We start from the raw sequence: 13,806 nt of genomic DNA, 5'->3' as shown, positions 1-13,806 counted from the left end.
GAACCCCTGTGACCACGCGTCCGCACCAGGTCTTCGAGGACCTCGCCCGGCTCGGCGCCCTGCTGTCGCAGGACATCGACGCCCGCCTGCGCGAGGAGTGCGACCTGTCCCTGAACGGCTTCCGGGTGCTCCTGACAGCGTCCGGCCGGGCCCCCTCCTGCCGCGTCCAGGAGGTCGCCGACGCGCTCGCCCTCAGCGTGGGCGGCGCGAGCCAGGCCGTCGACCGCCTGGAGCGGCGGGGTCTGTGCGTACGCCGCTCCAATCCGCGCGACCGGCGCTCCAGCCTGGTCGACGTCACCCCGGCGGGTCACGGACTGCTCGACGACGCGACGCTCGTGTACGCGGACGCTCTCGACGCCCTCGTCGGCACCCCGCTCGCCGAGCCGGAGCTCGGTGAACTCGCGCGTCTCCTCCGGGTGTTGCGCGTCTCCGTGGGCCCGGAGAGGCGCCTCGCGCCGGCCGGCTGACCGCGCCCCACGTCCCCCGCCGTCCGGAGGCCGGGCCGCCGCGCCTCCCGCAGGTCGGACACCGTGTGCCGCTCCCTCAGCCCTCGATTGAAACCGTTCAATTTCCCAGAGGCGCGAACCGGCCACCCTCCCCCATACATCACGCCAGTACAGCCATGTCACAGAAAAACCCTGCACACTCATTGACCCCCACCTCTCCCGCCCCTACCTTCACCGACGTGAATCGATTCACAACTCCGAGGTGAGGGGCCGCAATTGATCAGCAGGCGGAACATCCTGGCGAGCGCCGCGGGCGCGGTCGCCGTGACGGCCACGGGAGCGGGTGCGGCCCAGGCCGCACCGGCGACCGCGGCGGCCGGACGACGGGGTGAGGTGCGGGTCACCGAACCGACCGTCGAATACGTGCGCAACCCGTTGGGCGTCGACGCCCAGCACCCGCGCCTGAGCTGGCCGATGACCTCGGACGCCCCGGGGATGCGGCAGAGCGCCTACCGGATCCGGGTCGCCACCAGCGCCTCCGGCCTGTCCCGGCCCGACGTCTGGGACAGCGGGAAGGTGACGTCGGACCAGTCCACCCTCGTCCCGTACGCCGGGCCGCAACTGGCCTCACGGAAGCGGTACTTCTGGTCGGTCCAGGTGTGGGGCACCGACGGCGCCGTCTCCCCGTGGAGCGCCCCGGCCTGGTGGGAGACCGGCCTCATGGACTCCGGGGACTGGTCGGCGACGTGGGTCTCCGCTCCCCCCGCCCTCACCGACGCGCCGTCCCTCGACGGCAGTTCGTGGATCTGGTTCGCCGAGGGGGATCCGGCGAGCGGGGCCCCGAAGGGCACGCGCTGGTTCCGTCGGGTGGTCGACGTCCCCGAAGGCGTCACCTCGGCGAAGCTGGCCGTCACCGCCGACAACGTCTACGCCTTCGCGGTCAACGGCACCGAAGTGGCCCGCACCGATCTGGCGACGGACAACGAGGACTGGCGCCGCCCGGCCGTCGTCGAGGTCCTCCCGCACCTCCGTCCCGGGCGCAACGTCCTCGCCGTCGCGGCCACCAACGCGACGGAGAGCCCGGCGGGACTGGTCGCCGTCCTGGACCTGCGGACGGCGTCCGGCGAGCAGCGGATCGTCACCGACACCTCCTGGAAGGCGACCGACACGGAACCCGCGGCGGACTGGCGGGAGACCGGCTTCGACGACGGCGGCTGGCCGGCCGCGAAGGTGGCCGCGGCCTGGGGATCCGGACCCTGGGGGCGGGTCGTCCCGGCGTCGTTCGCCGCCAACCAGCTGCGGCACGCGTTCACGCTGCCGCGCAGGAAGGTGGCCCGGGCACGCCTGTACGCGACGGCGCTCGGCCTCTACGAGGCACACCTCAACGGCCACCGCGTGGGCGTCGACCAGCTCGCCCCGGGCTGGACGGACTACCGCGAGCGCGTCCAGTACCAGACCTACGACGTGACCTCGCTCGTGCGGTCCGGCGCCAACGCCCTCGGCGCCTGGGTGGCGCCGGGCTGGTACGCGGGCAACGTCGGCATGTTCGGGCCCCACCAGTACGGCGAACGCCCCGCCCTGCTGGCGCAGTTGGAGGTCGAGTACACCGACGGCACGAGCGAACGGGTCACGTCGGGCGAGGACTGGCGGGCCGCCGCCGGCCCGATCGTCGCGGCCGACCTGCTCGGCGGCGAGACGTACGACGCGCGACTGGAGACCTCCGGCTGGACCTCGCCGGGGTTCGACGACCGGAGCTGGCTCCCGGGGCGTGCCGCGGGGGACGCCGCGCCGCCCCGGATCGATGCGCAGGTGGACGGCCCGGTGCGGGTGGCCGGTGAACTGCCGACCCGGAAGGTGACGCAACCGGCGCCCGGCGTCCACGTGTTCGACCTCGGACAGAACATGGTCGGCTCGGTACGCCTGCGGGTGTCCGGCGCGGCCGGGACGACCGTGCGGATCAGGCACGCGGAGGTCCTCAACCCGGACGGCACCCTGTACACGGCGAACCTCCGCTCCGCCGCCGCGACCGACACGTACACCCTGAAGGGCGGTGGCGAGGAGACCTACGAGCCGCGGTTCACCTTCCACGGGTTCCGCTACGTCGAGATCACCGGCTTCCCCGGCACCCCGTCCGCGCGGGCCGTGACCGGCCGTGTGATGCACACCTCGGCGCCCTTCACCTTCGAGTTCGAGACCGATGTCCCGATGCTCAACCAGCTGCACAGCAACATCACTTGGGGACAGCGCGGCAACTTCCTGTCCGTGCCGACGGACACACCCGCGCGTGACGAGCGGCTCGGCTGGACCGGTGACATCAACGTGTTCGCGCCGACCGCCTCCTACACGATGGAATCGGCCCGCTTCCTGACGAAGTGGCTCGTGGACCTGCGCGACGCCCAGACCGCGGACGGCGCGTTCACCGACGTCGCGCCCATGGTCGGGACGGTCGGCAACGGTGTCGCGGGCTGGGGCGACGCCGGGGTGACGGTCCCCTGGGCGCTCTACCAGGCGTACGGCGACCGGCAGGTGCTGGAGGACGCCTGGCCGTCCGTCCAGGCATGGCTGTCCTACCTGGAGCGCAACAGCGACGGGCTGCTGCGGCCCGCCGGCGGGTACGGCGACTGGCTGAACGTCTCGGACGAGACCCCCAAGGACGTCATCGCCACCGCGTACTTCGCCCACAGCGCCGACCTCGCCGCCCGGATGGCGACGGAGCTGGGCAAGGACGCCACGCCCTTCACCCGGCTCTTCGCGAGCGTCCGCGACGCGTTCCGCGGCGCGTACGTCGGCGCCGACGGAAAGGTGAAGGGCGACACGCAGACGGCGTACGTGCTCGCCCTGTCGATGGACCTGCTGCCCGAGGCGCTGCGCACCGCGGCGGCCGGCCGGCTCGTCGATCTGATCCGGGCCAAGGACTGGCACCTGTCGACCGGCTTCCTCGGCACCCCCCGGCTGCTGCCGGTGCTCACGGACACCGGGCACACCGATGTCGCCTACCGGCTGCTCCAGCAGCGTTCCTTCCCGAGCTGGGGCTACCAGATCGACAAGGGCTCCACCACGATGTGGGAGCGGTGGGACTCCATCAAGCCCGACGGCAGCTTCCAGACACCGGACATGAACTCCTTCAACCACTACGCCTACGGCTCGGTCGGCGAGTGGATGTACGCCAACATCGCCGGCATCTCGGCGGGCCGTCCCGGCTACCGGGAGATCGTCGTGCGGCCCCGGCCGGGCGGTGACGTCACCTCGGCGCGCGCCACCTTCACGTCGGTGCACGGTCCGGTCTCCACCCGGTGGAGCCTGCGCTCGGGCACCTTCGACCTGACCTGCGCCGTGCCCGCCAACACGACGGCCGAGGTGTGGATCCCGGCGACCGGCCCGGGCGCGGTCACCCACACCGGGGCTGCCTACGTGCGCACGGAGGACGGCTGCGCGGTGTACCGGGTCGGCTCCGGCAGCCACCGGTTCACGGCCTGACCGCCGCGGAGGGCGAAGGGACCGGGTGGACACGCGGATCCGTCGCGCGTCCACCCGGTCCCTCGGGCCCCGGCTCCACCTGGAGGGTCTACGCCTCCACCCCCGCCGGCTCCGGGGTGTCCTCCCGGGCGGTCCTGAACTGCGTCCGGTACAGCTCCGCGTACCGGCCCCGCACGGCGAGCAGTTCCTCGTGCGTGCCCCGCTCGACGATCCGGCCCGCCTCGACGACGAGGATCAGGTCGGCGGCCCGCACGGTCGACAGCCGGTGCGCGATCACGACGGCGGTGCGTCCCTCCAGTGCCTCGGCGAGTGCCTCCTGGACGGCCGCCTCCGAGGTGTTGTCGAGGTGGGCCGTGGCCTCGTCGAGGATGACGACGCGCTGGCGGGCGAGCAGCAGGCGGGCGATGGTCATGCGCTGGCGCTCGCCGCCGGAGAGCCGGTAGCCGCGTTCGCCGACGACGGTGTCGAGGCCGTCGGGCAGGGAGGCGACGAGATCCTCGAGGCGGGCGCGGCGCAGCACGTCCCACAGTTCCTCCTCGGTCGCGCCGGGCCGGGCGAGGAGGAGGTTCTCGCGGACGGAGTCGTGGAAGAGGTGGCCGTCCTGGGTGACCATGCCGAGGGTCGCGCGCATCGAGGCGGCGCTGAGGTCGCGGACGTCGACGCCGCCGATCCGGACGGCACCCGCGTCGGTGTCGTAGAGGCGGGGCAGGAGCTGCGCGATGGTCGACTTGCCGGCGCCGGAGGAGCCGACGAGCGCGACGGTGCGGCCGGGTTCGGCGGTGAAGGAGATGCCGTGCAGCACCTCGGCGCCGCCCCGGGTGTCGAGGGCGGCGACCTCTTCGAGCGAGGCGAGCGAGACCTTGTCGGCGGAGGGGTAGGCGAAGCGGACGTCGTCGAACTCGACGGCGACGGGCCCCTCGGGGACCTCGCGGGCGTCCGGCTTCTCGGCGATGAGCGGCTTCAGGTCGAGCACCTCGAAGACGCGCTCGAAGCTGACCAGGGCGCTCATCACCTCGACGCGTGCCCCGGCGAGCGAGGTGAGCGGCGCGTACAGGCGGGTGAGGAGCAGGGCGAGGGAGACGACGGCGCCGGCGTCCAGTGTGCCGCGCAGGGCGAACCAGCCGCCGAGACCGTAGACGAGGGCGAGTGCCAGGGCCGACACCAGGGTCAGCGCGGTGATGAACGCGGACTGCGCCATCGCCGTACGCACCCCGATGTCCCGCACCCGGCCGGCGCGCTCCGCGAACTCGACGGACTCCTGGCCGGGCCGGCCGAACAGCTTGACGAGGGTGGCGCCGGGGGCGGAGAAGCGCTCCGTCATGCGGGTGCCCATCGAGGCGTTGAGGTCGGCGGCCTCGCGCTGGAGCCGGGCCATCCGGCTGCCCATGCGCCGGGCGGGAAGGACGAACACGGGCAGCAGGACGAGCGCGAGCAGGGTGATCTGCCAGGAGAGGGTGAGCATCACGGCCAGGGTGAGCAGCAGCGTCACGACGTTGCTGACGACTCCGGACAGGGTGTTGCTGAAGGCGCGTTGGGCGCCGATGACGTCGTTGTTGAGTCGACTGACGAGCGCGCCCGTACGGGTACGTGTGAAGAACGCGACCGGCATGCGCTGCACATGATCGAACACAGCCGTCCGAAGATCGAGGATGAGCCCCTCGCCGAGCGTCGACGAGAGGAGGCGGCTCAGGATCCCGAGCGCCGCCTCGGCGACCGCGATGACCGCGATGAGCACGGCAAGGCGGACCACGGTGCGCTCGTCGCCCCGGGACACGATGGTGTTCACGACGTGCCCCGCGAGCACCGGCGTCGCGACGGCCAGCAGCGCGGTCGCCACGCTGAGGACGACGAACTGGGCGATCCGGCGGCGGTGCGGCCGGGCGAAGACGGCGATGCGCCGCAGCGTCGCGGGGTCGAAGGGCCTGCGCTCCCGCTGGGCGTTCATCACGCTGTACAGCTGGGTCCAGGCGGTGCTCTCCATGCTCATGGGAGAGACGGTAGAACCTCAAGCTTCGTTGAGGTCAAGGATTCGCCAGGAGCGCACCCGCACGGGCCGGACGGCGTCAACCCGGGGCCCGCGGGGGCCACCCCTCCCGCGGCTTGCGCGGCGTGTCAGCCGCCGTCCCCACGCCCGCAACCTCACGTTGGTGCGGTGTGGAAAACCTCTCCCGATGTGACGACCGTACGACTCCCCCGAGCGAGGCCGGCGCTTCCCCGGCGCCTCGCCCTGCGCCCCGCCGTCCGGCCGGTCCTGTGCCTGCTCCCGCTCGCGCTGGTCCTGGTGGTGGCCGTACGCCACCGGTCCGTCCTCGCCGAGGGCTTCGGCCAGCTGCGGTCCGCCGAGTGGCCGTGGCTCGCGGCCGCGGCCACCGCGACCGCGCTGACCTGGGTGGCCGCGGCCCTGACCCGCCAGGGCGCCGTCATGGAACGGCTGCCCGCACGCCGCCTGCTCGCCACCCAGTTCGCGGCGGGGGCTGCCAACCACCTGCTGCCGACCGGCCTCGGCGCCGGAGCGGTCAACCTCCGGTTCATGACGGTGTGCGGGGTTCCGCTCGCCCGCTCGTCGGCCGCGCTCGCGCTGTATCTGCTCGCCGAGTCGACCGCCCGGCTCGGCCTTCTCCTCGGCCTGCTGATCGCGTTCCCCGACGCGCTGCGCCTCGGCGGCCTGCTCCCGGACGGCGCGGTCGGGCCGCTGCTGCTGGGCATCGGGCTGCTGGTGGCGCTCGCCGCGGCGACGCTGCTGCTCGTCCGGCGGCTGCGCACGCCCGTCGTCTCCTTCCTGCGCACCGCGCTCGGCGAGGCCCGCTCGGTGCACACCAGGCCGGCCCGGGCCTTCGCCCTGTGGGGCGGTTCGCTCGCGTTCCCGCTGCTCCAGGCCGCCGGTCTCGCCGCGGTGGGCCGCGCGCTCGGCCTGCCGGTGTCCCCCGCGCACATGGTGATCGCCTACCTCGCGGCGACGGTCGCGGTCGCGCTGGTGCCGACTCCCGGCGGCCTCGGCTCGGTGGAGGCGGCCCTGACCGTGGCGCTGGTCGCGGCGGGTGGCCCGGTCGCGGTGGCGACGGCGGTGGTCCTGGCCTACCGGATCATCACGGTGTGGGTGCCGCTGCTGCCGGGGGCGCTGACGCTGGGGGCCCTGGTGCGCTGGAAGGTGATCTGAGAGGGGGGCATCCCCTGCGCCGGTGCGCGCGCCCGCGAGCTGTGATACCGAGGAGTGACCACGACGCGCGGTGAGGCGCGTCGGCCGGAGAAGGGGACAGCGCCATGCCGGTCCGGATCGAACGCCAGGGTCATGTCACCACCGTTGTCCTCTCCCGGCCGGCCGCGCGCAACGCGGTGGACGGGCCGACCGCGGCGGAACTCGCGGACGCCTTCAAGAAGTTCGAGGCCGACGAGACGGCGCGCGTCGCGGTGCTGTGGGGCGAGGGCGGCACCTTCTGCGCGGGTGCGGACCTGAAGGCCATCGGTGCCGAACGGGGCAACCAGGTCACCGAGGACGGCGACGGCCCGATGGGTCCCACCCGGCTGCGGCTGACCAAGCCGGTGATCGCGGCGGTCGCGGGGCACGCGGTGGCCGGCGGTCTGGAGCTGGCGCTCTGGTGCGATCTGCGGGTCGCCGAGGAGGACGCCGTCTTCGGTGTCTTCTGCCGCCGCTGGGGTGTCCCGCTCATCGACGGGGGCACCGTGCGGCTCCCCCGGCTCATCGGCACAAGCCGCGCGATGGACATGATCCTCACCGGCCGCGCGGTCCCCGCGGCGGAGGCGTACACGATGGGGCTCGCCAACCGGCTGGTCCCGGTGGGCCGGGCCCGCGCCGAGGCCGAGCGGCTCGCCGCGGAGATCGCCGACTTCCCGCAGGCCTGCCTGCGCAGCGACCGCGCCTCGGTCCTCGACCAGGAGGGCCTGATCGAGAAGGCCGCCCTGCGCACCGAACTCCGTTACGGCATGGACGTGCTGGACGAGAGCATGGAGGGCGCGGCCCGCTTCTCCGCGGGCGCCGGGCGGCACGGTTCGTTCGACGGTGCCTGACCGCCGGCCCGGTGGCGGGGCCCGGCGCTCGGGCCGACCACCGCGGCCGTGTGCGGCGGCGGAGGGACGTGTCCCGGCCATTTCGGCACGGGGGCGACGGGGCCCGCGACAGAGAAGGGCCCCCGCGCGGGAGGAGAACGGTCAGCAGGCGCTCCCATCAAGGGCGTTGACGGGCGTTTCCGGTCAATGGCGGGACTGTGCGGGCCTGGTGACGGAGGGGCAGCCGGATGCGGCAGGATGAGCGGTCGCCCCGGACGACGAACACCTGTCCGGGCGTGATCGTGCGTTCCCCGGATTCGAGCAGGTGGCAAGTGACGACACAGCGCATACGGCCCGCAGGGCCTCACCCCGGTCCCGGCCTCCCGGGAGGTCACCGATGAAGCGTTCGGTCACCCTGGACGACCTGATGATCGCCGGCATAGCCGTGGCCGCGGGGCTGCTGGCGGCGTTCCTGCTGCGGATGCTGCTGCGCTGGCTGGGCAAGCACGCCGAGCGCACCCGCTGGAGCGGCGATGACGTCATCGTGGACGCGCTGCGCGCCCTGGTGCCGTGGGTGGCGTTCGTGGGCGGCCTCGCGTCGGCGGCCGCGGTGCTGCCGCTGACCTCGGCGGTGGGCCGCACGGTCAGCCGCTCCCTGACCGTGCTGCTCATCCTGGTCACGACGGTCACCGCGGCACGGCTCATCGCCGGCCTGGTCCGGTCGGTGACCCAGTCCCGGTCGGGTGTCGCCGGCTCGGCCACCATCTTCGTGAACATCACCCGGGTCGTGGTGCTGGCGATCGGCTTCCTGGTCGTCCTGCAGACCCTGGGGATCTCCATAGCGCCCCTGCTCACGGCACTGGGCGTGGGCGGTCTCGCGGTCGCCCTGGCCCTCCAGGACACCCTCGCCAACCTCTTCGCGGGGGTGCACATCCTCGCGTCGAAGACGATCCAGCCGGGCGACTACATCAGGCTGAGCAGCGGCGAGGAGGGATACGTCGTCGACATCAACTGGCGCAACACCACGGTCCGCCAGCTCTCCAACAACCTGGTCATCATCCCCAACGCCCAGTTGTCGGGCACCAACATGACCAACTTCACCCGGCCCGAGCAGCAGATGACGCTGACCGTGCAGGTGGGCGTCGGGTACGACAGCGACCTGGACCACGTCGAGCGGGTGACGAACGAGGTCGTGACCGAGGTGATGACCGGGATCACGGGCGCGCTCCCGGACCACGAACCCGCCGTGCGGTTCCACACCTTCGGCGACTCGCGCATCGGACTGACGGTGATCCTCGGCGTGGGCGAGTTCAGCGACCAGTACCGGATCAAGCACGAGTTCATCAAGCGCCTGCACAGGCGCTACCGGGACGAGGGCATCCGCATCCCGTCCCCGGCGCGCACCGTCGCCCTCCAGGGCGGCGGCATCCCCCTTCCGGAATCCGCCATCCCGCACCAGCGCGAGGCGGCGTCCCGCCCGTGAGGCGCCCGCCGCCCGACCGGCCGCGTCCGGGCACGGCTCGGCGGCTCACGCGCGGAGCGTGACGGGCTCCCGCGGAACGTGACCGCACCGCGCCGGACGCGGACCCCGGGCCCGCGGCTGTTTCCCGCGGGCCCGCCCCGCCCGGCGCGGACCCCTGTCGAGGCCGGGTCGCTCACGAGATATCTTGATGTCGAGCAATGTTGCAGACGTGGAGCGGAGCACCCGGTGACTGACTCGACCATCATCTATACGCACACTGACGAGGCCCCGGCCCTGGCGACGTATTCGTTCCTGCCGGTGGTCCAGGCGTACGCCTCGCAGGCGGGTGTCACTGTGGAGACCCGTGACATCTCGCTTGCCGGGCGCATCGTCGCCCTCTTCCCGGAGTACCTCCGGGAGGACCAGCGCATCGCGGACGCGCTGACCGAGCTGGGTGAGCTGGCCAAGACGCCCGAGGCCAACATCATCAAGCTGCCGAACATCTCGGCGTCGATCCCCCAGCTGAAGGCGGCCGTGGCCGAGCTTCAGGCGCAGGGCTACGCGCTCCCGGACTACCCGGACGACCCGAAGTCGGACGAGGAGCGCGACATCCGCGCCCGGTACGACAAGGTCAAGGGCAGCGCCGTGAACCCGGTGCTGCGCGAGGGCAACTCCGACCGCCGCGCCCCCGCGTCGGTCAAGAACTACGCCAAGACCCACCCGCACCGCATGGGCAAGTGGACGTCCGACTCGAAGACGAACGTCGCCACCATGGGCGTCGACGACTTCCGCTCCACCGAGAAGTCCGCGGTGATCTCCGAGGCCGGCGCGCTGCGCATCGAGCTGGTCGGCGACGACGGCACCACCACCGTGCTGCGCGAGTCCGTACCCGTCCTGGCCGGCGAGGTCGTGGACGCGTCCGTCATGCACGTCGCGCCGCTGCGCGAGTTCCTCACCGCGCAGATCGCCCGCGCCAAGGCCGAGGGCGTGCTGTTCTCGGTCCACCTCAAGGCCACGATGATGAAGGTCTCCGACCCGATCGTCTTCGGTCACGTGGTGCGCGCCTTCTTCCCGAAGACGTTCGCGCGGTACGGCGAGACGCTCGCCGCCGCCGGTCTGACCCCGAACGACGGGCTCGGCGGCATCTACAAGGGCCTGGAGTCCCTGCCCGAGGGCGCCGAGATCAAGGCGTCCTTCGACGCCGAGCTCGCCGAGGGCCCCGAGCTGGCGATGGTCGACTCCGACAAGGGCATCACCAACCTGCACGTGCCGTCCGACGTCATCGTCGACGCCTCGATGCCGGCCATGATCCGCACCTCCGGCCACATGTGGGGCCCGGACGGCCAGGAGGCCGACACCCTCGCGGTGCTGCCGGACAGCAGCTACTCCGGCGTGTACCAGGTCGTCCTCGACGACTGCCGCGCCAACGGCGCCTTCGACCCGTCGACCATGGGCACCGTCCCGAACGTCGGCCTCATGGCGCAGAAGGCCGAGGAGTACGGCAGCCACGACAAGACCTTCGAGGTGCCGACCACCGGCACCGTCCGCCTCGTCGACCAGGCCGGCGACGTCGTCCTGGAGCAGACCGTCTCCGCCGGCGACATCTTCCGCGCCTGCCAGACCAAGGACGCCCCGATCAAGGACTGGGTGAAGCTGGCCGTCACCCGCGCCCGCGCCACCGGCGACCCGGCCGTGTTCTGGCTGGACGCCGAGCGCGCCCACGACGCCGTGCTCATCGAGAAGGTCGAGCGGTACCTGGCGGAGCACGACACCGAGGGCCTGGACATCCGTGTCCTGCCCCCGGTCGAGGCGACCAAGCTGTCCGTGGAGCGCATCCGCCGCGGCGAGAACACCATCTCGGTCACCGGCAACGTGCTGCGCGACTACCTGACCGACCTGTTCCCGATCCTGGAGCTGGGCACCAGCGCCAAGATGCTGTCGATCGTCCCGCTGATGGCGGGCGGCGGCCTCTTCGAGACGGGCGCCGGCGGCTCCGCGCCGAAGCACGTGCAGCAGCTCGTCAAGGAGGACTACCTCCGCTGGGACAGCCTCGGCGAGTTCCTCGCCCTGGCGTCCAGCTTCGAGCACCTCGCGACCACCACGGGCAACGCGCGCGCCCAGGTGCTCGCCGACACCCTCGACCGCGCGACGGCGACCTTCCTCAACGAGGACAAGTCGCCGACCCGCCGCGTCGGCGGCATCGACAACCGCGGCAGCCACTTCTTCCTCTCCCTGTACTGGGCGAACGAGCTGGCCCGGCAGACCGACGACGCGGACCTCGCCAAGGTGTTCGCCCCGCTCGCCGAGGTGCTGACCGCCCAGGAGCAGACGATCGTCGACGAGCTGAACGCCGTCCAGGGCAAGCCCGCCGAGATCGGCGGCTACTACCAGCCCGACCCGGCCAAGGCCGCCTCGGTCATGCGCCCGTCGGCCACCTGGAACGAGGCGCTGGCGACCCTCGCCTGACCCACGCGCCGGCCCGCGGAGGCGACTCCGCGGCCGCAGCTCCACGCACGCCGCCCCGGCCGGACTCCCCGGCCGGGGCGGCGTGCGTCGTGACGAACTCCGCCGGTGCCGTACGCCGGCACGGACACCCGCGTTCCTCGGGCGCTCGTCCCCGACGGCGGCGTCAGGCGAGGGGTCAGGCGAACGTCCGGCGCAGGTGTGCCGTCAGATGGTCCGGCACGGCGCAGTGGAAGCGTCCGGAGAGGTGCCCGTCCGGGCGGATCAGGACGGCCTCGCCGTCACGCGGCGCGTAGGCGGCCCGGAACTCGCCCGCGGCGTCCCGCACCCGCGGCGGACGCAGACCGACCGGCCGGGCGTCCTCCGGCACCTCGGCGGCGGTCACCACGTAGGCGTCGAGCAGGCCGTGGGCGGCGCGACGCGCCTCGGCGGCGCAGGCTTCGAGGCGGGCGGCCCCCTCGCCCGACGCGTGCTCCGCACCCGCGAAGAGCAGCAGCACGTGCCGCGGGGTCCGCAGCAGGTCGAACAGCCGCCGCGGGTAGGTGGCGAGATCGCTCAGCAGGCCGCGGCAGTCCGGGGCCCGGTCACCGGGCACCGGACCGGCCTCGGGTCCGTGGTCCGCCGGCCGGGGCTGGGTCAGCGGGCTGTCCGGGTAGGCGACCAGCAGCTGGGCCTGGCGCAGCATCGCCGTCTCGGTGTCGTTGCCGTTGTTGAGGGGGCCGGCGCCGGCCCGGCGGACGTTGGCAGCGTGACGGACGGTGCGGCCGACGACTTCCCGGGCGATCGGGTGGCGTTCGGCGTGGTAGCTGTCGAGCAGGTCGTCCGTGGCCAGGCCGCGGACGGTGAGGGCCAGCTTCCAGGCGAGGTTGTAGGCGTCCTGCACTCCGGTGTTCAGACCCTGCCCGCCGATCGGCGGCTGGATGTGCGCGGCGTCCCCGGCGACGAAGACACGGCCGTTGCGGTAGCGGTCGACCAGGCGGTGACTGGTCCGGAAGGTGGAGGACCAGCGCAGCGTGGAGGCGGTCGTCACCTCCGGGGACAGCCGGTCGAGCACGGCCTGGATCTGGCCGAGGTCCAGGCCCCGCCCGTCTCCCGCACCGAGGGCCGTCCCGTCCGGTGCGCCCGGGACGTCCTCGCCGTCGGCTCCGGCCTCGCGGCGCAGCATCGACAGCCAGTACCGACGGACGCCCGGCATCGGGATGCAGACGACCATGTCGTCCACCTCGCCGTTCGCGTCCAGTTTCACGGACCGCATGCTGTAGCCGGCGGGAAGCTCCCAGTCGACCTCGACGTCGCCGATCATGTACTGCTCCGGGAGGGCGTCGCCCTCGAAGGTGAGCCCGGCCGACCTGCGGACCAGGCTGTGCGCGCCGTCGCAGCCCACGACGTAGCGGGCCCGCAGACGCTCGGTCGATCCGTCGGCGCGCGCGAGAACGACGTCGACACCGTCCGGGCGCGGCTCCAGCGAGCGCAGTTCGACCGCCCGCTCGACTTCCGTGCCGAAGCCCGCCAGGTGCTCGGCGAGCAGCCGCTCGGTCTCGTACTGGGGCAGCGTGGCGAAGGGATAGGAGATCTCGGGCGGCAGCGTGAGCTCGACGCGCGGGCGGGGCTTGCCGTCGATGTAGACCAGCTGACCCAGGTGCGGTACGGCCTCGTCCAGAACTCTGTGGACCAGGCCCATCGCCTCCCACACCTCCAGCGTGCGGGGCACGATACCGATCGCCTTGGCATAGGGGTCCGGGGTGGCCAGCCGATCCACGATGCGGCAGTCCACGCCGTGCCGTCGCAGCTCGGCCGCCGCCGTCAGACCCACCGGGCCCGCGCCCACCACGAGTACGTCGACATCAGCCATGATCAGGCCCTTCGTCGTCCGGATTGGGTACCGGGAAAGTCTGCTTCACGGGATGGCTCCGGACCGGAGGAGCCGAGGCCTCCCACGACGGGACAATCACC

Annotated in this window: 8 protein-coding genes; 6 read left to right on the top strand and 2 right to left on the bottom strand. The window is 72.8% G+C overall.

The features are described 5' to 3' along the window. The first annotated feature begins 8 nt into the window (after positions 1-8). Together B0675_RS21770 and B0675_RS21765 are read left to right on the top strand one after the other, a co-directional pair. Positions 9-467, top strand: a complete 459-nt coding sequence (locus B0675_RS21770) for a MarR family winged helix-turn-helix transcriptional regulator (protein ID WP_081220483.1) — start codon at positions 9-11, stop codon at positions 465-467. A 255-nt stretch (positions 468-722) separates the two neighbouring features. Then, the gene (locus tag B0675_RS21765) at positions 723-3,923 is read left to right on the top strand and encodes an alpha-L-rhamnosidase (protein ID WP_081220482.1); all 3,201 of its coding nucleotides are present in this window, start codon (positions 723-725) and stop codon (positions 3,921-3,923) included. A gap of 88 nt (positions 3,924-4,011) precedes the next feature. Here B0675_RS21765 and B0675_RS21760 read toward each other — a convergent pair whose 3' ends face one another. Continuing rightward, positions 4,012-5,904, bottom strand: coding sequence for an ABC transporter ATP-binding protein (locus tag B0675_RS21760; RefSeq protein WP_179165419.1), 1,893 nt, complete (start codon positions 5,902-5,904; stop codon positions 4,012-4,014). A gap of 246 nt (positions 5,905-6,150) precedes the next feature. Here B0675_RS21760 and B0675_RS21755 point away from each other — a divergent pair, with 246 nt between their 5' ends. From B0675_RS21755 to B0675_RS21740, 4 genes are all read left to right on the top strand, one after another. After that, positions 6,151-7,080, top strand: coding sequence for a lysylphosphatidylglycerol synthase domain-containing protein (locus B0675_RS21755; RefSeq protein WP_241539971.1), 930 nt, complete (start codon positions 6,151-6,153; stop codon positions 7,078-7,080). 104 nt (positions 7,081-7,184) lie between these two features. Beyond that, the gene (locus B0675_RS21750; RefSeq protein ID WP_081220479.1) at positions 7,185-7,949 is read left to right on the top strand and encodes a crotonase/enoyl-CoA hydratase family protein; all 765 of its coding nucleotides are present in this window, start codon (positions 7,185-7,187) and stop codon (positions 7,947-7,949) included. A gap of 376 nt (positions 7,950-8,325) precedes the next feature. Then, complete coding sequence (locus tag B0675_RS21745) at positions 8,326-9,411, top strand: mechanosensitive ion channel family protein (protein ID WP_081220478.1); 1,086 nt, start codon at positions 8,326-8,328, stop codon at positions 9,409-9,411. Between the two features lie 225 nt (positions 9,412-9,636). Then, the gene (locus B0675_RS21740) at positions 9,637-11,856 is read left to right on the top strand and encodes an NADP-dependent isocitrate dehydrogenase (RefSeq protein WP_081220477.1); all 2,220 of its coding nucleotides are present in this window, start codon (positions 9,637-9,639) and stop codon (positions 11,854-11,856) included. A gap of 175 nt (positions 11,857-12,031) precedes the next feature. Here the strand turns inward: B0675_RS21740 and B0675_RS21735 are convergent, their stop codons facing one another. Further along, positions 12,032-13,705, bottom strand: coding sequence for an FAD-dependent monooxygenase (locus tag B0675_RS21735; RefSeq protein ID WP_081220476.1), 1,674 nt, complete (start codon positions 13,703-13,705; stop codon positions 12,032-12,034). Positions 13,706-13,806: the final 101 nt, after the last annotated feature.

The organism is Streptomyces sp. M41(2017), assembly GCF_002078175.1.
Classification (GTDB): domain Bacteria; phylum Actinomycetota; class Actinomycetes; order Streptomycetales; family Streptomycetaceae; genus Streptomyces.
The sequence above is the reverse complement of the archived record's forward strand: the minus strand, read 5'-3'. Positions and strand labels throughout refer to the sequence as shown.

Coding starts and splice junctions, on each gene's coding strand:
- B0675_RS21745 (WP_081220478.1), top strand. CDS start 8,326: ATGAAGCGTTCGGTCACCCTGGACGACCTGATGATCGCCGGCATAGCC.
- B0675_RS21760 (WP_179165419.1), bottom strand. CDS start 5,904: ATGGAGAGCACCGCCTGGACCCAGCTGTACAGCGTGATGAACGCCCAG.
- B0675_RS21735 (WP_081220476.1), bottom strand. CDS start 13,705: ATGGCTGATGTCGACGTACTCGTGGTGGGCGCGGGCCCGGTGGGTCTG.
- B0675_RS21750 (WP_081220479.1), top strand. CDS start 7,185: ATGCCGGTCCGGATCGAACGCCAGGGTCATGTCACCACCGTTGTCCTC.